The sequence below is a fragment of the Flavonifractor sp. An112 genome (assembly GCF_904377885.1).
Lineage (GTDB): Bacteria > Bacillota > Clostridia > Oscillospirales > Oscillospiraceae > Flavonifractor > Flavonifractor avicola.
The window spans coordinates 1-20,668 of record NZ_CAJFGT010000047.1 but is presented as its reverse complement, the minus strand read 5'-3'; the positions used below and the strand labels follow the sequence as shown (position 1 = coordinate 20,668).

Genomic DNA, 20,668 nt, shown 5'->3' with positions numbered 1-20,668 from the left:
ACAATCATGGGATGGCTGCGGGTGGCATTGACCAGCCGAATGATATAGTCCAGCACCGGGTCGGACACAAATACCCCGTCGGCCTGCGCCCGCAGGGCGGACAGACCCTTCAGGTCCAGCACCTGGCGTACCTGCGCCAGCGGGTTGCTCCCCTGCTTGCGGCGCACCATGGTAAACTCATCCGCCGGGGTGGGGTAGCCCATGGACAACCGGATCATGAAGCGGTCCATCTGGGAGTCGGGGAGAGGCTGAGTGCCTGAGGCCCCCGTCGGGTTCTGGGTGGCGATGACCAGGAAGGGCTGGGGCACCGGATGGGACACGCCGTCCACGGTGACCTGCCCCTCCTCCATGGCCTCCAGCAGGGCCGACTGAGTGCGGCTGGTAGCCCGGTTCAGCTCGTCTGCCAGAAACAGGTTGCACAGCACCGCGCCGGGCTGATACTCCATGGCGCCGGTGGCCTTGTTGTAAATGGAAAAACCGGTGATGTCAGAGGGCATCACGTCAGGGGTGAACTGCACACGGTTATATTTCAGACTCAGAGCCTTGGAAAAGGCCAGAGCCATGGTGGTCTTACCTACGCCGGGGATGTCCTCCAGCAGAATGTGGCCCCGGGCCAGGATGGCAAGCAGTACCTTGGCAAGCACATTGTCCTTGCCCACCACCGCTTTCTTTACCTCGCCCAAAATTTCCAGGGCCTGCTTGTTGCCTTCCATGTTCCGACCTCCTTAAAACAATGAATCTGATTCCTATTGTACCAGAGGGTTTCCTTATGTCAACTCAAATGCATAAAAAAGACCGGATTGGAAAAAATCACGGCAGACCCTTGCACAAAACACCGGTTTGTGGTATAGTACATACGTTAGTAGTAGAAGTATGGTGAGAGTGGGGTCACGGCTCCGCTCTTTCTTATTGAAAAAACGGGGTATGTAAATTTTTTACAGCCCCTTGCCGGAGGTGGATTATGGCCAAGGTAACGGAACTGGTATCCGCTCTGGCGGCCCCCCTGGTGGAGGCTGCCGGCTGCTCCCTGTGGGACGTGGAATACGTGCGGGAAGCGGGACAGTGGTTCCTGCGGATTTATATTGATAAGGAAGGCGGCGTCTCCATTAACGACTGTGAGGCGGTGAGTCGTCCCCTGTCCGACGCGCTGGACGAGGCCGATCCCATTGAGGGTAGCTATGTGCTGGAGGTCTCCTCCGCCGGCGCCGACCGACCCCTGAAGAAGCCGGAGCACTTTGCCGCCTTTATGGGGGCTGAGGTGGAGGTCCGCCTCTACCGGGCGGTGGACGGCCGGAAGGACCATGTGGGCACCCTGTCCGGCTATGAAAACGGCGACGTGACCATTGAGACAGCCGACGGTCCCAGAACCTTCGTCAAGAAGGACGTGGCCCAGACCCGGCTGTACGTGCGGTTTTAAGATGTAGGGGCGGACAGAAACCGCCCGTGTTGAGGATAAGGAGACAGAACTATGCCGAAGAAGAATGCCAAAGCGCAGAAGACCAATGAGCTGGACGGCAAGGAATTTTTTGCCGCCATCAACCTGATTGAGAAGGAAAAGGGCATCCCCAAGTCCTATATGCTGGAGAAGATCACCCAGGCCCTGGTGTCCGCCTACAAGCGGGACCACGAGACTGCCGGTGACAATATCGTGGTGGAGGCCGACGAGGAGGCCGGCACTGTCCGGATGTTCGTCAAGAAGGACGTGGTGGAGGAGGTAGATAACCCCTGCACCGAGATGAGCCTGGAGGTTGCCCGCAGCAAGCTGCCCCAGGCCCAGCTGGGTGATGTGATCCGGATCGAGATCAAGACCCGGGACTTTGGCCGCATTGCCGCTCAGACCGCCCGTCAGGTCATCATCCAGGGTATGCGCGAGGCCGAGCGGGGCATGGTGTACGACGAGTTCTCCTCCAAGGAGCACGAGATCCTCACCGGCGTGGTCACCCGTATCGATCCCCGCTCCGGTGCCGCCAGTCTGCGGATCGGCTCCGGCAGCGAGGCCACCGAGGCCTTCCTGGCTGCCGGCGAGCAGGTCAAGGGCGAGGAGTATGTGGAGGGTATGCGCCTGCGGGTGTATGTGGTGGAGGTCCGCCGTTCCACCAAGGGCCCCCAGGTCCTGATCTCCCGCACCCATCCCGGCCTGGTGAAGCGGCTGTTCGAGATGGAAGTGCCCGAGATCTACGACGGCACTGTGGAAGTCAAGTCCATTGCCCGTGAGGCCGGTTCCCGCACCAAGCTGGCTGTCTGGTCCGCCGATCCCAACGTGGACCCCATCGGCGCCTGCGTGGGTCCCCGGGGCCAGCGTGTCAACAACATCGTGGAGGAGCTCCGCGGCGAGAAGGTGGACATTGTCAAGTGGTCTGAGGACCCCGCCGTGTACATCGCCGCCGCTTTGTCCCCCGCCGATGTCATCAGCGTGGACATCCACGAGGAGGGCAAGACCTGCCGCGTGGTGGTGCCCGACGATCAGCTGTCCCTGGCCATCGGCAAGGAGGGTCAGAACGCCCGGCTGGCCGCCAAGCTGACCGGCTGGAAGATCGACATCAAGCCCGCCTCCGCCCCCGCCGACGAGGAAGTGGAGGATGAGGAGGACGTGATCCTCGAGGACGAGGCCGAGACCGAGGAGTAATCCCTCAGTGATCAAATAAGATGGAAGGGGGGCAGAAGGATGCCCAAGAAGATTCCCATGCGTCAGTGCGTAGGCTGCCGGGAGATGAAGCCCAAGAAGGAGCTGATCCGGGTGGTGAAGAGTCCCGAGGGGGAAGTCTCCCTGGATTTCAAGGGAAAGAAGCCGGGCCGGGGGGCCTATGTATGTCCCGACGAGGCCTGCCTGAAGCGGGCCCGGAAGGCCAAGGCGCTGGAGCGGGCTTTCTCCGCCCCCATGCCCGACGAGGTATATGAGGCGCTGGAACAGCAGATGCGGGAGGGCGATCAGGATGGATAGCGTATTGCATCTGCTGGGCATCGCCCGTAAGGCAGGCCGTGTGGAGGTGGGCGAGGAGCCGGTGGGCGCCGCCGCCCGGGCTCACCAGGCCAAGCTGATCCTCACTGCCTGTGACGGCGCGGACAACAGCCTGCGCCGGGCCGCTCACTTTGCCGAGATCGGCAAGGTGCCCCACCTGCCCACGCCCTACACCAAGGGCGGCCTGGGCGGTGCGGTGGGCCGCTCTGCCTGCACCATGCTGGCCCTCACCGACGTGGGGCTGGCCGCCGCCATTGCCGCCAAGCTGGCCGCCGCTGATCCGGAGGGCTGCTCTGCCGCAGCGGAACAGCTGAAGGTCCAGGCGGGTAAGGCCCTTCAGCGGCAGAAGGAACAGCGGGCCCATGAGAAGAACCTGCAGAAGAAGAACAAGAAGCCGTGGGCTCCGCCCCCCAAGGCGGCCAAAGCGCCCGAGAATCCGCCCGCGGCCAAAAAGCAGGCAAGACCGTTTGCCCCCAAGGGCAAACTGACCATCAAGAAGCAGCAGCCATGAACAAGAAGTGGCTGAGGACAGATTGGAACAAGCAGGCTTGTTCCAATAAGAAAGCGCAGCGGTCCCGCCGCGTTTTCCTATTGGCGCAAGCCGACCAGTTGGAGGTGGCTTTATTTGCTGAACAACAAATACCGTGTGCATGAGGTGGCCAAGGATTTCAACAAGAACTCCAAGGATATCACCGACATTCTGACCAAATACGCGACGACTCCGAAGAACCATATGCAGCCTCTGGGCGACCGGGAGCTGTCTCTGATTTTCGAGTATCTCACCCAGCACAATCAGGTGGAGAGCATTGAGAGCATCTACGCCGATGTGTATCGGGAACCCAAGGCCGCGGCCAAGGAAACACCTGCCGCCGGGAAGGAGGAGCAGCGCACTGCTCCCGCTCAGCAGCAGAACCAGAAGGGTGGAAAGCCTGTGAAGGAACATACCGCGCCTGTCAATAAGCCCGCCGCTCAGGCGGAGCAGCCCAAGACTCAGCCCGTCCAGCAGCCCAGCCGGCCCACGACCCGTGTGCCTGAGAAGAAGGTTGTGGACACCCGCAAGAGCGGCAACGTGAACCTGGAGAAGTACGACCAGCGGCTGGAGGATCTGGCCGCCGGCAAGACCAAGCAGATGCAGGCCGGCAAGCAGAAGTTCCAGGGCCGCAACCAGCGCAAGGGCGGCTTCCAGGGCGGCAACAAGCGCCGCCAGGAGGAGCAGGAGAAGATGCGCCGGCTCCAGATGGAGATCGCCAAAAAGACCCCCCTCACCGTCAAGATCCCCGACGAGATCGGTGTGGGCGAGCTGGCCTCCCGCATGAAGAAGACCGGCGCCGAGGTGGTCAAGACCCTGATGAAGAACGGCGTCATGGCCTCCCTGTCCGACGTCATCGACTTCGACACCGCCGCTATCATTGCCGAGGAGCTGGGCTGCAAGGTGGAGAAGGAGATCATCGTCACCATCGAGGAGAAGCTCATCGATACCGCTGAGGATAAGGAAGAGGACCTGCTGCCCCGCGCTCCCGTGGTGGTGGTCATGGGCCACGTCGACCACGGCAAGACCTCTCTGCTGGACTATATCCGCAACGCCCATGTGGCGGCGGGCGAGGCCGGCGGCATCACCCAGCACATCGGCGCCTATCAGGTGGAGGTCCAGGGCAAGCCCATTACCTTCCTGGATACCCCCGGCCACGAGGCCTTCACCGCCATGCGTGCCCGCGGCGCTATGATCACCGACGTGGCTATCCTGGTGGTGGCTGCCGACGACGGTATTATGCCCCAGACCGTGGAGTCCATCAACCACGCCAAGGCCGCCAAGATCCCCGTGATCGTGGCCATCAATAAGATGGATAAGCCGGAGGCCAACCCCGAGCGCATCAAGGAGCAGCTCACTAAGTACGAGCTGGTGCCTGAGGAGTGGGGCGGCGACACCATCATCTGCCCCATTTCCGCCAAGACCGGCGAGGGCATCGACAACCTGCTGGAGATGGTCAACCTGACCGCCGAGATGCAGGAGCTGAAGGCCAACCCCAACCGCTCCGCCCATGGTGCCGTCATCGAGGCCCGTCTGGACAAGGGCCGCGGTCCTGTGGCCACTCTGCTGGTGCAGAACGGTACCCTCCATCAGGGCGACATCATCATTGCCGGTACCGCCGTGGGCCGTGTCCGTGCCATGACCAACGCCCGGGGCGAGAAGCTCACCGAGGCCGGTCCCTCCGTGCCTGTGGAGATCATCGGTATGAGCGAAGTGCCCGGCGCCGGTGACGACTTCCATGCCGTAGCCGACGAGCGTATGGCCCGTGAGCTGGTGGAGCAGCGCAAGCACGATCAGAAGATGGCTGCTTCCAGCCCGGTGGGCAAGGTAAGCCTGGAGGATCTGTTCAGCCAGATCAAGCAGGGCGAGATGAAGGACCTGAACATCATCGTCAAGGCCGACGTGCAGGGCTCCGCCGAGGCCGTCAAGGCCTCCCTGGAGAAGATCTCCAATGACGAGGTCCGGGTGCGGGTCATCCACTGCGCGGTGGGCGCCATCAACGAGAGCGACGTCATGCTGGCTACCACCTCCAACGCCATCATCGTGGGCTTCAACGTCCGTCCCGACTCCAACGCCAAGGACACTGCCGCCCGCAACAAGGTTGATATGCGGATGTACCGCGTGATCTACGACTGCATCAACGAGATCGAGACCGCCATGAAGGGTATGCTGGCTCCCAAGTTCAAGGAAGTGGAGCTGGGCCAGGCCGAGGTGCGCAACGTGTTCCGCATCACCGGCGTGGGCATGGTGGCCGGCTGCTACGTCACGGGCGGCAAGATGCAGCGCGGCGCCCAGATGCGCCTGCTGCGCGACAACGTGGTGATCTACGACGGTTCCATCGCTTCCCTCCAGCGCTTCAAGGACAGCGTGAAGGAAGTGGCTGCCGGCTACGAGTGCGGCATCACCTTCGAGAAGTTCCAGGACATCAAGGAGGGCGACGTCATCGAGGCCTTCTTGATGGAGCAGATTGAAGTATAATTATAAAAAATGAAATCAGACCCGTTCCGTCCCCAATTCATTTGAGGAGGGGGCGGGTCTGTATTGCGTAATAGGAGAAAAGTATGGCAAGTAATCGCATTGGACGTATCAACGAGGAGATCCAGCGGGAGCTGGCCACCCTCATCCGCACGGTCAAGGACCCCCGGGTCCACGGGCTGGTGTCCATTACCGGCGTGGATACCACCTCCGACCTGCGCTATTCCAAGATCTATGTCAGCGTGCTGGACAAGAGCGACGTGAGCGAGGTGGTCAAGGGCCTCAAATCCGCCGGGGGCTATCTGCGGCGGGAGCTGGGTGCGGCCCTAAAGCTGCGCTATACCCCTGAGCTGCAATTTGTGGAGGATGACTCCATCGGTCAGGGCGCCCACATTCTGAGTATGCTGCGGGACCCGGAGGTAGTGAAGCCTGCCAATCCGGCCAACGCCCACATCGATCTGGACAGCGAGGAGTGAGCTCCATGACCTATACCGAAGCTGCGGCCTGGCTACGCGCCCACGACCGCTACCTGATCCTGACCCACAAGCGGCCCGATGGAGATACCATTGGCTGTGCTGCCGCCCTGTGCCGGGGCCTGCGTGGTCTGGGCAAGACGGCCCATATCTGCCCCGGTACAGGAGAGACCCATCTGTTCACCCCCTATCTGGAGGGGTTGCTGGCCCCCGATGGCTATGAGCCGGAGGCAGTGGTCAGCGTGGATATTGCTGCCCGGAGCCTTTTTACCAAATCCGGTCAGCCCTGGCTGGAGCGAGGCATTGATCTGGCCATCGACCATCATCCCTCTCAGGAGTTTTTTGCCAAGGAGACCTGCCTGGACGCCGGGCGGGCGGCCTGCGGCGAGATCATCTATGACATTCTGAAGGAACTGGGACAGGTCAACCAGGAGACGGCGGTTCCCCTGTATGTGGCGGTATCCACCGACACCGGCTGTTTCCAGTACGGCAACACCACGGCGGATACCCACCGGGTGGCCGCCGCCCTGATGGACACTGGAATCGATGTATTCCCCCTGAACAAGCGCCACTTCCGTACCAAGACCTGGGCCAGACTCCAGGTGGAACGGCTCATTGTGGAGCGGATGCACCGCTATGAGGACGGCAAGGTGGCCGTGGCTCCCGTGTCCCTGTCTCTGATGGATGAGGCGGGTGCCACTGAGGAGGATATGGAAGATATCGCCGCCTTCCTGGGCCAGATTGAAGGGGTGGAGACCTCCGTCACCATCCGGGAACTGGAGGACGGGGCCTGCAAGCTGTCCGTCCGCACCAGCGGCGGACTGAACGCTACCCGTGTGTGCGCCCTGCTGGGGGGCGGCGGGCACGCCGCCGCCGCGGGCTGTACCGTGGACGGTACGCTGGAGCAGGCGGAGTCCGCCATCCTGGACGCCATCCGGCAGGTGGAAAGCAATGCCTAACGGAGTCATCATCATCGACAAGCCCCAGGAGTGGACCAGCATGGATATCTGCGCCAAGCTGCGGGGGATCTTCCACGAAAAGCGGATTGGCCACGGCGGCACCCTGGACCCCATGGCTACCGGTGTGCTGCCTGTCTTTGTGGGGCGGGCGACCCGGGCGGTGGAGTTTGCCACCGAGGGGAAAAAGGAATATATCGCCGGATTAAAACTGGGTGTTATGACAAATACCCAGGATACCACCGGCCAGGTGCTGGAACAGCGGCCGGTCCAGGTGGATCGGGAGACCCTGAAAGCGGCCCTGGAACCCTTCCATGGGGATATTCTTCAGATCCCACCCATGTATTCTGCCATCAAGCGGGACGGCAAAAAGCTCTACGAGCTGGCCCGTGCAGGCAAAGAGGTGGAGCGGCCCCCCAGGCCGGTGACCATCTATGAGCTGGAGGTGCTGGAGGAGGCCCCGGCTGGGTTCCCTCAGGAGGAGGATACCTGGTATCTGCGGGTGCGCTGCTCCAAGGGCACTTATGTCCGGACCCTGTGCCATGATATTGGGCAGGCGCTGGGCTGCGGCGGCTGTATGTCCGCCCTGCGGCGCACCGAGGCGGCGGGCTATACTCTGGATCAGGCGGTAACTCTGGAGGAACTCCAGGCTGCCACCGACCCGGCGTCCCTGCTGATCCCGGTGGACGGCTGCTTTGGGGAATACCCGGCGGTGACCATCAGAGCAGAGGTACTGAAGAAGGCCAAAAACGGCAGTCCCTTTGCCTGCGCCGTGGCTGACGGTACATGGAGGGTGTACGGCCCCGATGGGGAATTTTTGCTGTTGGGCCGGTGCGCCGGCGGTGTAATGGCTACCATCAAAAGTTTTTTCGAGGTGTGAGACAGTGAACGGGACAGAGACAAGACGTGTGATCGCCCTGGGCTTTTTTGACGGCGTTCACTTGGGCCACGGCGCCCTGCTGCGCCGGGTGGGGGAGAAGGCGGTCGAACTGGGAGCCGTCCCGGCGGCGGTCACCTTTGATACCCATCCGGAGAACCTGATCCTCAAGACCCCGGCGGTCCCCCTGCTCAGCTCCCCCCTGGACCGGGCGGAGCTGATGCGGCGGTACTACGGCATCCGGGATGTGATCGTGGCCCACTTTGACGAGCGGATGATGCACCAGCCCTGGCGGGAGTTTGTCACCGACTATCTGGTGAAGGAGCATGGGGCGGTCCATCTGGTGGCCGGCCACGATTTCCACTTCGGCTATAAGGGAGAGGGTAATCCGGAGCGGCTCCAGACACTGTGTCAGGAGCTGGGCATTGGCTGCGATATCATTCCCAAGGTGTGCCGGGACGACATCACGGTGTCATCCACCTATATCCGTACCCTGGTAGCCCAGGGCGAGATGGAGCGGGCCAACGAATTTTTGGGCCATCCCCATACCCTCACCGATACCGTGGCCCACGGCAAGAAGCTGGGGTCCACTCTGGGCTTTCCCACGGTGAATCTGCGGTTCCAGCCCGGTGTGCTGGTGCCCGCCTATGGGGTATATGCTACCAAAGTGTGGTTTGAAAACGGCGACAGCCGCCTGGCGGTGACCAATGTGGGGGTGCGCCCCACGGTGGACGACGGCGACCGGGTGACTGTGGAAGGATTTATCCTGGATTTCAACGGCAACCTGTACGGACAGAGTGTCCGGATGGAGTTTTATAAGCGCCTGCGGGGCGAGCGGAAGTTCGACAGCCTGGAGGAGCTCAAGCAAGAAGTCATGCGTAACGCGGAACAGACCCGAGCCTATTTTGACGGTCGGTAAGACGGCTGCCATCCGAAAGGGGACACCATATGCGCTACCACAAGATTTACCCTGCTGCCATCTGCTTTGCTGCCTATCTGATTGCCATCGGGCTGATCCTGGGTGATCCCACCCAGATTCTGCCCGGCCTGTGGAAGATCATACAGACGGAAGATGCCCTCATCACCGACTATGTGAAGATCGCGGGCATTGGGGCAGCCTTTGTCAACGCCGCCCTGGTCACCCTCATCAGCCTGGGCATCCTCCATTTGAGTAAGGACCCCCTTAACGGCTATACCCTGGTGGAGATCGGCCTGATGGCGGGCTTTGCCCTGTTCGGCAAGAATATCGCCAACATTTGGCCCATTATCTTCGGCACCTTCCTGTACGCCAAGGTCCGCCGGGAGGACTTCGGCAAATATGCCTCGGTGTCCCTGCTGGCCACCTCCCTGTCGCCGGTGGTCAGCTATGTGGCCTTGGACAACGGCTGGGGCAACATCTGGTGGGCTATTCTCATCGGCGCCATCATCGGCTTTGTGCTGCCCCCTCTGTCCGCCTATACATACAAGATCCAGAACGGTATGAACCTGTACAACATGGGCTTCGCCTGCGGCCTGCTGGCTACCATTCTGGTGCCGGTAATGACCTCCCTGGGGGCTGATCCCAACGTGGCGCACCATTGGGCCACCGGCTACAATCTGCAGCTGGGAATCTGCCTGGGCAGCCTGTGCCTGCTCCTCATCATTATGGGCTTGTTTTTCAGCGGACGTCCTATCTGGGCAGCCTGGGCCGGCTACCGCCGGCTGCTGCTCACCACTGGCCGGGCCCCCAGTGACTACCTGCGTATGTTTGGCGCTGCCCCTACTTTGATCAACGTAGGTGTTAACGGACTGATCGGTATGACCTTCATCCTGGCCACCGGCGGCGATTTAAACGGTCCCACTATGGGCGGCATCTTTACCATCATGGGCTTCTCTGCCTTTGGTAAGCACGCCCGCAATATCATCCCCATTATGCTGGGCGTGGTGCTGGGCAGCTTTTGTATGCACTGGCACATCAACGACAGCGGTGTGCAGCTGGCTCTGCTCTTTGGTACCACCCTGGCCCCCATCTCGGGGTATTTTGGCTGGCCCTTCGGCATCGTGGCCGGATTTCTCCACTCCTCGGTGGTGTTGCGGGCAGGCACTCCGGTGGAAGGCTTCAACCTCTACAACAACGGCTTTTCCGGCGGCCTGCTGGCCATCGTGCTCTATCCCATCATCACCGAGGCGGTGCGGCACCGCAAACCGGAGCTGCAGAACGAGGACTACTTCGACGCCTTCGAGCACGACTCGCCGGTGGTTCCCCCGCCTACCAGAAAGAAATAACCCATTATATTCCTTTACAAAAGAACCCCCGGAACCACTGGTTCCGGGGGTTCTTTTGCATTCAGTTGGCATGGATCTCCTCGTAGGCGTGCGTTCCCCATTCTCCCAGCGCCCGGAGGGCGGGGTCAATGGAACGGCCCAGCTCGGTTAAAGAATATTCCACCTTGGGCGGAATTTCCGGGTACTGCTCCCGGTGGACCAGCTTGCACTGCTCCAGCTCCTCCAGGGATTTGGAGAGCATGACGCTGGAAATGCCGGAAAGCCTGCGCTGAAGCTCGTTAAAACGGATGATCTCCTGTTGGTTCAGCTCCCAGAGGATGCGTAGCTTCCACTTTCCGCTGACCAGTCCCAGGGCGAATTTGACGGGACAGCCCTCCATCAATACCCCTCCTCACTAAGTTTTTTCTTACTGAGTAAAGAAAAATTGCGTACTTGCGCATTTTTAGACGATATTTATAATTATAGCCACAAGCACGAAAAAAGAAAGGGGTATTTCTCAATGAATGTACAGCAGGCGATCGAGACCCGCCGGAGTATCCGCGCCTATGAGGCCCGGCCCGTAGAGCGGGAGAAGCTGGAGGCGGTGCTCCGCACGGGCAATCAGGCGCCCATCTTCGGGCAGTTCCATATGAGTGTGTTTGTGGGGCCGGAGCAGATCAGTGCCGTGGACACCGCGGCGGTGGAGGGGATGGCCCACTCCGGTGTGCCCTTCCTGGAGGATCTGGCCGCCCAGGAGGGCTTCCATCCCCTCTATGGCGCGGCGGCCCTGGTGGTGCTCTCCGCCCCGGGCGGAAATGACGAGAAGGGCTTCAACATGGCCAATGTGTCCTGCGCGGCGGAGAATATGATGCTGGCCGCCACCGAGCTGGGGCTGGGCTCCTGCTTCCTCATGGGTCCCATGATTGCCTTCAGCGACCCGGCTCTGCGTGCCAGACTGGGCCTGCCGGAGGGCTACGAGCCCCTGATCGGTGTAGCCCTGGGCTATGCCGCCGGGGAGCATCCAACCGCTCCGGATCGGAAAAACGACAACATTACATGGTGCGACTGAAAAAGAACGGGACGCCTGCGGGCGTCCCGTTCTTTTTCATAAAAAGGGATGTTAAGACTTCTTGGGGGCGTCGGCGGAGGACTCGAACACCGCCTTGGCGGAGGCGCACAGGCCTGCCAGTCCCTGGATCTCCGAGGGAATAATGAGCTTGGTGGCCTGGCCGTTGGCGGCGGCCTGGAAGGCCTCCAGGGCTTTGATCTTCAGCACCTGGTCGGTGGGGCTGGCCTCGTTGAGGAGCTTCAGGGCCTCAGCGGTGGCCTGCTGCACCTTCAAAATGGCCTCAGCCTCACCCTCGGCCTTCATGATAGCGGCCTGCTTGGCGGCGTCGGCCCGGAGGATGAGGGACTGCTTCTCGCCCTCAGCCACCAGGATCTGGCTCTGCTTCTGGCCCTCGGCCTGGAGGATGGATTCCCGGCGCTCCCGCTCGGCCTTCATCTGCTTCTCCATGGCGTCCTGGATCTCTCTGGGCGGGATGATGTTCTTCAGCTCCACCCGGTTGACCTTGATGCCCCAGGGATCGGTAGCCTCGTCCAGGATGGAGCGCATCTTGGAGTTGATGATGTCGCGGCTGGTAAGGGACTGGTCCAGCTCCAGCTCGCCGATGATGTTGCGCAGGGTGGTGGCGGTCAGGTTCTCAATGGCGCTCATGGGGTGCTCCACGCCGTAGGTATACAGCTTGGCGTCGGTGATCTGGAAGTAGAGCACCGTGTCAATCTGCATGGTAACGTTGTCCTTGGTGATAACGGGCTGGGGGGCAAAATCCACCACCTGCTCTTTGAGGGAGACCACCTTGGCCACCCGCTCCACGAAGGGCAGCTTGAAGTGGACGCCCACGCCCCATACGGCGTGAAAAGCGCCCATACGCTCAATGACATAGGCCTTGGACTGCTGGACGATTTTCAGGTTGGCGGCCAGCAGCAGGATAATCAATACCACCAAAATGATAACAATGATAGGGATGATGGGGATATTGTCAAACATACTCCATTCCTCCTTATTACTAATGAGAAACACAGCGTTCTTTCGAGGGGGTTACAATGAGCTTGACCCCTTCGATCCGCAGGACCCGCACAGGGGTACCTTCGGGGATGGGCTCTTCCGAATCGGAGCGTGCGGTCCAGACGGCGCCGCTTACGGTGACCTGACCCTGAGCGGCCCGGTTATCGATGGCCTGGGTGACCACACCTTCGGCGCCCACCGCCCGGTCGGCGTTGGTGGCCACCTGCTTGGGGGTCACATAGCGCTGGGCCAGGGGACGGATCACCAATAGGGTGACCAGAGAGACCACCAGGAATACCGCAAATTGAATCCAAATGTTATCCACAAAAAAGGACGTGATCAGTGCGGCCAGTGCGCCCAGCGCGAACCACAGGGAGACCAGGGTCACAGTCACTCCCTCCAGAACGGCCAGAACCACCAGCGCCACCAGCCAGCAAATACTGGGTATTGGCATAGACGGACCTCCTTTCTTACGCTTATCCTAGCATAGTTCCATAAAAAAGGGAAGTGACATTCCGTTACAGTTTGCCAAGCGGAGCGAAATAGGGTATACTGGACCAAACGATTGCTGTGACAAGGAGCCTGACATGAAAGAACTGGAATTGCTGATCCCCACGTTGTTTGGCCTGGAGGGCCTGTGTGCCGAGGAGCTGCGCCGGCTGGGTCTGCCGGAGGTGAAGGCAGAGAACGGCCGGGTGGGCTGCAAGGCCCGGTCGGCGGACATCCCCCGGGTGAATCTGAACCTGCGTACCGGCGAGCGGGTGCTGCTGGTGGTGGGGCGGTACCATGCTGCCGACTTTGAGGCCCTGTTTGAAGGGGCCAAAGCCCTGCCCTGGGAGAACTTTATCCCTCGGGAGGGGGCCTTCCCGGTGAAGGGCTATTCCCTTAACTCCCAGCTCCATGCCCTGCCTGCCATCCAGTCTGTGCTGAAAAAGGCTCTGGCCGCCCGGCTGGGGCAGAAGTACGGCATGGATACCCTGCCGGAGACCGGCGCCCTCTATCAGGTCCAGTTCTCTCTGATGCACGATGAGGTCACCCTGATGCTGGATACCACCGGGGCGGGGCTCCACAAGCGGGGCTACCGTGCGGTGGGCGTGGTGGCGCCTCTGCGGGAGACCCTGGCCGCCGCTATGGTGCTCCTCTCCCGCTACCGGGGGAAAGATCCCTTCTGCGATCCCTTCTGCGGCTCGGGCACCATCGCCATTGAGGCCGCTCTCATCGCCAAGAACCGGGCCCCCGGACTGAACCGGGCCTTCTCCGCCCAGCGTTGGAAGTGGCTGGACAGCGGGCTGTGGCTCCAGGCCGCCGACGAGGCCATGGACAAGGAGTTCCATGGCGACTACGACATCTGGGGCGGGGACATCGATCCCAAGGCGGTAGCCATTGCCCGGGACAATGCGGTAAAGGCCGACGTGGAGGATGTGGTCCGCTTTGAGGTGGCCGACGCCACCAAATTCCACCGGGATGCCCCCATGGGCCGGGTGGTCACCAATCCCCCCTACGGTGAACGCATTCTGGAGAAGCGGGAGGCGGAGGACCTGTACCGGGCCTTCGGCAAGGCGGTACGCACCCTGCCGGAGGGGTGGAAGGTGAGCGTACTCTCCTCCCATACCGAGTTTGAGCGGACTTTTGGCCGGACAGCGGACAAGAAGCGGAAGCTGTATAACGGTATGCTGAAATGCGACCTGTTCCAGTACGGCCTTGACAGACGGAGGTAGGATATGAAAAAGAAGAGGATGCTGCGATTGCCCTGTTTGCTGCTGGCCCTCTGCCTTCTGCTGGGGGGACAGGCTCTGGCCGCACCCGAGGGAGCTACAGTGTGGGGCTACAGCGAGGGACTGGCCCAGTGTGAGTATAACGGCAAGTGGGGCTTTGTGGACGCTCAGAAGCGGGTAGTCATCCCCCTGAAATACAACAGTGTGGTATCCTTCTCCATGGGCCTGGCCGCCGTCAATCTGGATGGAAAGCTGGGTGTGATCCGGCCGGACGGTACCTACCTGATCCAGCCGGAGTACGGCACGCTGCTGCCTCTGGACTGCGGCCTCTATGTGGTGCAGAAGGGCACCCGCTGGGGTGTGGCCAGTATCCTGCCTTTCTCCGACGGACAGGGGGGAACCACCAATCTGCTTTACGATCTGATCTATGACAGTGCCACCATCACGGAGCAGGGAGGGACCCGGGTCCTTACCTTGACCCGCAATGGAGAGGTCACCAAGATCCCGGTCTTTGAGCTGCCCCGCATCCTGGTGGAGAAGGGGGTGCCCTCCGCCCGGTTTTCTCTGACCCGTGGCAAGCTGCCCGATTTCAGCGATGTGTCTCCCAGGGACTGGTTTGCGGTATGGGTGGACATCGCCTACAATGTGGGGCTGACCTCCGGTGTGGGCGGCAACCGGTATGCGCCGGAGCAGACCCTGACGGTGGCTGAGGTGCTCAAGCTGGCCGCCACCATGGAGAGCCGCTATAAAGATGACAGCTTCCATACCAGCAGTTCCACCGGACCCTACTGGTACTCCGGCGCGGTGAACTACTGTCTGGCCAGCGGCATCATTCAGAGCGGTACTTTCAGCCAAAAGGACTACCTGCGCCCGGCTACCCGGCGGGAGATCGCCCAGATCTTTGCGGCCACCAGCCAGGCCAAGCACATGAAGAACATCAACGATCTGTCCAGGATCAAGGTCTCCGTGCCCGACGTAAAGCCGGGCGATCCTGGCGCGGACGCCATTTACAGCCTGTATGCCAAGGGCGTGCTCACCGGTGTGGACAGCAAGCTGACCTTCAACCCCAAGGGAACGGTGACCCGGGCGGAGGCGGCGGCCATTGTGGCCCGTATGGCAAGGGCGGAGCAGCGGCTGACCCTCTGGGGGACATTTAATCCCAATGTCTTTGCCGCATGAGTTGGAGCAGATTGAAACAGAGAGAGGAGGGTGCCTGTGCGGCACCTGTTCGTGATGAACCCCCATGCGGGGAAGTTTGACCGCAGCCAGGAGATGCTGGAGAAGATACGCCACATTATGGCTGGCCGCCGGTCGGAGTGGTCGGCGGTACGGACGGAGGGAAGCGGCCATGCCACCCGTTTGGTGCAGGAGGCGGCCCAACAGGGAGACCCGCTGCGGGTGTATGCCTGCGGCGGAGACGGTACCCTCAATGAGGTGGTCAACGGAGCCGCGGGACAGGCCCATGTGGCGGTGACCCACTGCCCCATGGGTTCGGGCAATGACTTTCTGCGCATATTCGGCCAGGATGCCGCCCGGTTCTGGCAGCTGGAGCAGCTGCTGGATGGGCCACAGACCGCCATGGACCTGATTGAATGCAACGGGCGATACTCCCTGAATGTGTGTTCGGTAGGATTTGACGCCCGCATTGGGTTTGGGGCCGCCGATTTTAAAACGCTGCCCCTGGTCAGCGGCACGGCGGCCTATCAGATGTCCGCGCTGCGTACCATCATCCGGGGGATCCATCTGCCCTATCAGGTGGAAATCGATGGCGAACCTATGCCGGGAGAGCGGTTTACCCTGCTGTGTGCCTGTAATGGCCGGTACTACGGCGGCGGTTTCAATCCCAGTCCCACGGCTATGCCTGACGACGGGGTGCTGGACTTCATCGTGATCCCGGCAGTGTCCCGTTTCACCGTTCTGGCACTCATCAAAAAATTTGCCCGGGGGGAGATCGGGGATATTCCACAGGCCATTCTGCGCCGGGGCCGGGCCATGAATGTGCGGTGTGACCGGCTCACTGCAGTCAATGTGGACGGCGAACTGGTGGAGGGGACCGACCTGTCCATCCGCCTGTCCGATCAGAAGGTGCAGTTTTTCTATCCCGCCGGGGCTACCTGGCAGAGGTCGCAGACTTGTAAAGAGAAAGCGTGTATGGTAAAATAGAGATGTACAAATATAGGCCTATCCGTTCAAAAGGAGGGTATTATGTACAAGATCGTCAAGTGGACCATGATTATTTTGAGCCTTCTCTATCTTCCAGGTGTCTTTCTGGTCCCGTTTCTGGCCGCACTGCGTACCAGTTTGCTGGCGTGGCTGCTCTATGTGATTTTTGTAATGGTCACCGTCTTTGTATGCGCCATCAACAGCAAAGCCTGCCGTACGGTAGGGCAGGGTATGGATCTGGACGAAAAGAACAAGGAGATCAGAATCACCCAGGAATTGGAGCGTTCCAAGCATTACTGGACCCAGATGTGAGGAAGCAGATTAGCACTCCCTTTGTGAGTTTGTGAACAAAACTTGAATTTTTCCAAAACCGACCCCCTTTTTTCAAAAAAGGGGGTTGATTTTTTGCGCGGAGAGAGGTATTATCATACACGTGGTTAGCACTCCGGTAAAATGAGTGCTAACAAATTGGATTGGTTAATAAGAAAATGAATCATATAAGGAGGAACCCATTATGAAACTCAAGCCTCTCGCCGACCGTGTGGTCATCAAGCTGGTCGAGGCCGAAGAAAAGACCAAGAGCGGCATCATCCTGACTGGTTCTGCCAAGGAGAAGCCCGAAGTGGCTCAGGTCATCGAGGTGGGCCCCGGCGGCCTGGTGGACGGCAAGGAAGTCACCATGACCGTGAAGGTGGGCGACAAGGTCATCACCAGCAAGTATGCCGGTACTGAGGTGAAGATCGACGGCGAGGAGTACACCATCGTTCGTCAGTCCGATATCCTGGCTATCGTGGAGTAAAGAACGTCCAGGGGGGATTGCATCCCCCCTAGATACGAAACCGCCGCGCCGCAGGCGGCACAGCGGTTTCGATACCCCCCTCGCCTTTGTACACAAAGGCGGTTGCCCGCCGGTGGCGGAGCAAGCATAGGTGTCCTGCGCAGGCGCGTGTCCTGCTCCGGACAAATTTTGATTTTAATTCCGCTCAGGCGGAATTTGCATGGAGGTAATTCATTATGGCTAAGATCATTTGCTACGGTGAGGAAGCCCGTCACGCTCTGGAGCGCGGCGTCAATCAGCTGGCCGATACCGTTAAGATCACCATGGGCCCCAAGGGCCGCAACGTGGTGCTGGACAAGAAGTTCGGCGCTCCCCTGATCACCAACGACGGCGTGACCATCGCTAAGGAGATCGAGCTGGACGATCCTTTTGAGAACATGGGCGCTCAGCTGGTGAAGGAAGTTTCCACCAAGACCAACGACGTGGCCGGCGACGGTACCACCACCGCCACCCTGCTGGCCCAGGCCATCATCCGTGAGGGCCTGAAGAACCTGGCTGCCGGTGCCAATCCCATGGTCATGAAGAAGGGCATCGCTAAGGCCACCGCCACCGCCGTGGAGGCCATCAAGGCCAACTCCAAGAAGGTCAACGGCTCCGACGATATCGCCCGCGTGGGCACCGTGTCCTCCGGCGACGAGACCGTGGGCAAGCTGATTGCTGAGGCCATGGAGAAGGTTTCCAACGACGGCGTCATCACCGTTGAGGAGTCCAAGACCGCTGAGACCTACAGCGAGGTCGTGGAAGGTATGCAGTTCGACCGCGGCTATATCACCCCCTATATGGTCACCGACACCGAGAAGATGGAGGCCGTTCTGGACGACGCCCTCATCCTCATCACCGATAAGAAGATCTCCAACATTCAGGAGCTGCTGCCCATCCTGGAGCAGGTGGTGCAGTCCGGCAAGAAGCTGCTGGTCATCGCCGAGGACGTGGAGGGCGAGGCTCTGTCCACCCTCATCGTCAACAAGCTGCGCGGCACCCTGAATGTGGTGTGCGTCAAGGCCCCCGGCTTCGGCGACCGCCGCAAGGAGATGCTGGAGGATATCGCCGTTCTGACTGGCGGTACCGTCATCACTGCCGACATGGGCTATGAGCTGAAGGAAGCCACCATGGATATGCTGGGCAAGGCCCGCCAGGTGAAGGTCTCCAAGGAGAACACCATTATCGTGGACGGCGCCGGCTCCTCCGAGGCCATCAAGAACCGCACCAACCAGATCCGCAGCCAGATCGAGACCACCACTTCCGACTATGACCGCGAGAAGCTCCAGGAGCGTCTGGCCAAGATGGCCGGCGGCGTGGCCATCATCCGCGTGGGCGCTGCCACCGAGGTGGAGATGAAGGAGAAGAAGCTCCGCATCGAGGACGCTCTGAACGCCACCCGCGCCGCTGTTGAGGAAGGCATTGTGGCCGGCGGCGGCACCGCTTATGTGAACGCTGTCTCCGCTGTGGAGAAGCTGCTGAATGAGACCGAGGGCGACGAGAAGACCGGTGTCCGCATCATCGCCAAGGCTCTGACCGAGCCCATGCGCCAGATTGCCACCAACGCCGGCATCGACGGCTCCGTGGTGCTGGAGAACGTGAAGAAGGCCGACAAGACCGGCTACGGCTTCGATGCCTACAACGAGACCTATGTGGACATGATCTCCGCCGGTATTGTGGATCCCACCAAGGTGACCCGTTCCGCTCTGGAGAACGCCGCTTCTATCGCTGCCACTCTGCTGACCACTGAGTCTCTGGTGGCCGATAAGAAGGAGCCCGCTCCCGCTGCTCCCGCTGCCCCCGACATGGGCGGTATGTACTAAAAACAGGCATAAATCCCGTGAGAATATGCTAGAATCGGTTGATTCGCTATAAAATTTCACCATTCATTAGCGAAAAAGTTTGAATTATTTTGAGCTTACACACCGTTTACACACAATGTTTTTACGGGAATGCTCACTAGTACGGTAATAGAAAGGCCGACACTCATTTGATTTGGGTGTCGGTCTTTTTTATGTTCAAACTCCCCAGAGGTTGATCCCCCTGAGGAGTTTTTTTGAAAGTGCACATTCAAACTTCTATCATTTGCTCCATGCAATCCATGCACATAATTCTGACTGTCTTTGTGGCTCTCACACTGCAACCACATTTCGGGCATTGTAGCTTTCTTGTGCTGCTGGGTCGCTTTCCTCCGCCGGTTGTTTCAGCCCCAGTCTGGGCTGTACCGCTGGCCCCCGTGCGAATGATGGGCGGTAAACTGCCACGCCCGATTTTGATTTCATTCCAGCCTTTTGAAAGTGCATATTCAACGAGGTTATCACTTGGGGTGGTATTCCATCCGTATTGTCCACAGGGGACACAGACAAGTCCCCGCCGCTCAGCCTCTGCCTTGAATCTCTTGTTGTGGTATTTTCCTCCACGGCTGACTTCTTTGATCCCATTTTCCCGGCAATATAGATGGACCATCTCATGAAGCATAGTATCCAAAGTTTCTTCAATCGGATAATTCAGGACCTCGGCTGCAATGTTCAGTTCGTAGGCTCCGCCATCCTTTCGCTGCCACACCTTGCTGGTGGTACAGTGTCCATAGGTCCCCGGTTTACTCTGTACCGTAATAATGGGGATGGGTAGTTCATCCTGAAAGAAGTCTGTATTCAATGCGTTATAGATATGCTCTAGTTGGCTGACTGCCCGACTCATTTTAGTGGTCTGTTTCATGGGATCAACTCCTTTTTTCTATACTTAATTATACACCACCGTATATAAAAAGTAAATATACCATGGTATATATGTAGGTAGAATATATACCACCGTAATTGTGCACCTTGACATATACCGCCGTATATGCTAAACTGCAAAAAAGGAGTGATTCTATGGCGTATTCAGAAGCACAAAAAAACGCAACTCTCAAATATAGGAAAGAGAGTTACGCCCGAATCAGTTTGGATTTAAAAAAAGAAAAAAAAGAAAAGTATAAAGCGCAAGCTGCTGCCCATGGCATGAGCCTAAATGCCTACATCATTAGTTTACTGGAAGCAGACGGCACAAAAGAAGATTTTTGAAAGTGCACATTCAAAACCTATGCCCCGCAGGGCATCACAGCGACGGAATATCCCACGGGGACCGGCTTGCAAGTCATATAAAACCAACAACGGGGATATTCCATGGAGCGGGACCAACCTTTGACCCCGCCTTATGCCCAGCCAGACACAGCACCCAGGCCCTCACCCGTGGCGGGCTACCCGGCCACCGTCACCGCACACACTCCTTTTCTGAACAACAAAAAACGGCCCTTTCGGACCGTTTCAAATGACCTTGCAATCTTTCAGGTTATGGAGTAAAATAGTGCCATCGAGATAAATAGAGGCAGGACGTGAGAGGCGGCAACCTCC

The 20,668-nt window shown here is 59.6% G+C and carries 23 protein-coding genes; 18 read left to right on the top strand and 5 right to left on the bottom strand.

Features of this window, described 5'->3' with window-relative positions; translation table 11 throughout:
- Window positions 1-713 (bottom strand): AAA family ATPase (locus IHN22_RS08375; protein ID WP_191434729.1); only part of this gene is annotated, 713 nt, incomplete at its 3' end.
- Between the two features lie 248 nt (window positions 714-961).
- On the opposite strand from IHN22_RS08375, the gene rimP reads away from it, so the two are divergent.
- From rimP to IHN22_RS08325, 10 genes are all read left to right on the top strand, one after another.
- A complete protein-coding gene (rimP, locus tag IHN22_RS08370; protein WP_087188574.1) occupies window positions 962-1,417 on the top strand; it encodes a ribosome maturation factor RimP in 456 nt (151 codons plus the stop codon).
- Between the two features lie 51 nt (window positions 1,418-1,468).
- Window positions 1,469-2,626 carry a transcription termination factor NusA gene (gene nusA, locus IHN22_RS08365; RefSeq protein ID WP_191434727.1) on the top strand — a complete coding sequence of 386 codons (1,158 nt, stop codon included), beginning with the start codon at window positions 1,469-1,471 and terminating at the stop codon, window positions 2,624-2,626.
- Window positions 2,627-2,665: 39 nt separating this feature from the next.
- A complete protein-coding gene (locus IHN22_RS08360; RefSeq protein ID WP_087188576.1) occupies window positions 2,666-2,941 on the top strand; it encodes an RNase P modulator RnpM in 276 nt (91 codons plus the stop codon).
- Complete coding sequence (locus tag IHN22_RS08355) at window positions 2,934-3,470, top strand: L7Ae/L30e/S12e/Gadd45 family ribosomal protein (protein WP_087388761.1); 537 nt, start codon at window positions 2,934-2,936, stop codon at window positions 3,468-3,470. The genes IHN22_RS08360 and IHN22_RS08355 overlap by 8 nt, the downstream gene beginning before the upstream one ends.
- Window positions 3,471-3,587: 117 nt before the next feature.
- On the top strand, window positions 3,588-5,966 hold the full coding sequence (gene infB, locus IHN22_RS08350) for a translation initiation factor IF-2 (RefSeq protein ID WP_164496945.1): 2,379 nt from the start codon (window positions 3,588-3,590) through the stop codon (window positions 5,964-5,966).
- A gap of 83 nt (window positions 5,967-6,049) precedes the next feature.
- Window positions 6,050-6,439 (top strand): 30S ribosome-binding factor RbfA, encoded by a 390-nt coding sequence (rbfA, locus tag IHN22_RS08345; protein WP_087330948.1) that lies wholly within the window; start codon window positions 6,050-6,052, stop codon window positions 6,437-6,439.
- 5 nt (window positions 6,440-6,444) lie between these two features.
- Window positions 6,445-7,395: a DHH family phosphoesterase gene (locus tag IHN22_RS08340; RefSeq protein ID WP_191434725.1), complete on the top strand. Its 951-nt coding sequence runs from the start codon at window positions 6,445-6,447 to the stop codon at window positions 7,393-7,395.
- Complete coding sequence (gene truB, locus IHN22_RS08335) at window positions 7,388-8,272, top strand: tRNA pseudouridine(55) synthase TruB (RefSeq protein ID WP_191434723.1); 885 nt, start codon at window positions 7,388-7,390, stop codon at window positions 8,270-8,272. Before IHN22_RS08340 ends, truB begins: the two co-directional genes overlap by 8 nt.
- A gap of 4 nt (window positions 8,273-8,276) precedes the next feature.
- A complete protein-coding gene (gene ribF, locus IHN22_RS08330; protein ID WP_191434721.1) occupies window positions 8,277-9,188 on the top strand; it encodes a riboflavin biosynthesis protein RibF in 912 nt (303 codons plus the stop codon).
- Window positions 9,189-9,217: 29 nt separating this feature from the next.
- Window positions 9,218-10,534, top strand: coding sequence for a DUF1576 domain-containing protein (locus IHN22_RS08325; protein ID WP_191434719.1), 1,317 nt, complete (start codon window positions 9,218-9,220; stop codon window positions 10,532-10,534).
- Window positions 10,535-10,595: 61 nt separating this feature from the next.
- Here the strand turns inward: IHN22_RS08325 and IHN22_RS08320 are convergent, their stop codons facing one another.
- Window positions 10,596-10,913: a winged helix-turn-helix transcriptional regulator gene (locus IHN22_RS08320; protein WP_087268161.1), complete on the bottom strand. Its 318-nt coding sequence runs from the start codon at window positions 10,911-10,913 to the stop codon at window positions 10,596-10,598.
- Window positions 10,914-11,033: 120 nt separating this feature from the next.
- Here IHN22_RS08320 and IHN22_RS08315 point away from each other — a divergent pair, with 120 nt between their 5' ends.
- Window positions 11,034-11,582, top strand: coding sequence for a nitroreductase family protein (locus tag IHN22_RS08315; protein WP_087268158.1), 549 nt, complete (start codon window positions 11,034-11,036; stop codon window positions 11,580-11,582).
- A gap of 51 nt (window positions 11,583-11,633) precedes the next feature.
- On the opposite strand, the gene IHN22_RS08310 is transcribed toward IHN22_RS08315, so the two are convergent.
- Both IHN22_RS08310 and IHN22_RS08305 read right to left on the bottom strand, forming a co-directional pair.
- Entirely contained in the window at window positions 11,634-12,563 is a 930-nt protein-coding gene (locus tag IHN22_RS08310) for an SPFH domain-containing protein (RefSeq protein WP_191434717.1), read from the bottom strand.
- Between the two features lie 19 nt (window positions 12,564-12,582).
- A complete protein-coding gene (locus IHN22_RS08305) occupies window positions 12,583-13,035 on the bottom strand; it encodes an NfeD family protein (RefSeq protein ID WP_087399241.1) in 453 nt (150 codons plus the stop codon).
- A gap of 133 nt (window positions 13,036-13,168) precedes the next feature.
- Between IHN22_RS08305 and IHN22_RS08300 the strand changes: the two genes are divergently transcribed.
- From IHN22_RS08300 to groL, 6 genes are all read left to right on the top strand, one after another.
- The gene (locus IHN22_RS08300) at window positions 13,169-14,299 is read left to right on the top strand and encodes a THUMP domain-containing class I SAM-dependent RNA methyltransferase (protein WP_191434715.1); all 1,131 of its coding nucleotides are present in this window, start codon (window positions 13,169-13,171) and stop codon (window positions 14,297-14,299) included.
- 3 nt (window positions 14,300-14,302) lie between these two features.
- Complete coding sequence (locus tag IHN22_RS08295) at window positions 14,303-15,475, top strand: WG repeat-containing protein (RefSeq protein ID WP_191434713.1); 1,173 nt, start codon at window positions 14,303-14,305, stop codon at window positions 15,473-15,475.
- 36 nt (window positions 15,476-15,511) lie between these two features.
- A complete protein-coding gene (locus IHN22_RS08290; RefSeq protein WP_300986050.1) occupies window positions 15,512-16,459 on the top strand; it encodes a diacylglycerol/lipid kinase family protein in 948 nt (315 codons plus the stop codon).
- Between the two features lie 42 nt (window positions 16,460-16,501).
- Window positions 16,502-16,771 (top strand): hypothetical protein, encoded by a 270-nt coding sequence (locus tag IHN22_RS08285; protein ID WP_191434711.1) that lies wholly within the window; start codon window positions 16,502-16,504, stop codon window positions 16,769-16,771.
- Between the two features lie 202 nt (window positions 16,772-16,973).
- A complete protein-coding gene (locus IHN22_RS08280; RefSeq protein WP_087188593.1) occupies window positions 16,974-17,258 on the top strand; it encodes a co-chaperone GroES in 285 nt (94 codons plus the stop codon).
- A 215-nt stretch (window positions 17,259-17,473) separates the two neighbouring features.
- Complete coding sequence (gene groL, locus IHN22_RS08275) at window positions 17,474-19,099, top strand: chaperonin GroEL (RefSeq protein ID WP_087188594.1); 1,626 nt, start codon at window positions 17,474-17,476, stop codon at window positions 19,097-19,099.
- A gap of 247 nt (window positions 19,100-19,346) precedes the next feature.
- Here the strand turns inward: groL and IHN22_RS08270 are convergent, their stop codons facing one another.
- Window positions 19,347-19,994: a SprT-like domain-containing protein gene (locus tag IHN22_RS08270; protein WP_191434709.1), complete on the bottom strand. Its 648-nt coding sequence runs from the start codon at window positions 19,992-19,994 to the stop codon at window positions 19,347-19,349.
- A 155-nt stretch (window positions 19,995-20,149) separates the two neighbouring features.
- Between IHN22_RS08270 and IHN22_RS08265 the strand changes: the two genes are divergently transcribed.
- Complete coding sequence (locus IHN22_RS08265) at window positions 20,150-20,338, top strand: hypothetical protein (RefSeq protein ID WP_191434708.1); 189 nt, start codon at window positions 20,150-20,152, stop codon at window positions 20,336-20,338.
- The last annotated feature ends 330 nt before the right edge of the window (window positions 20,339-20,668 follow it).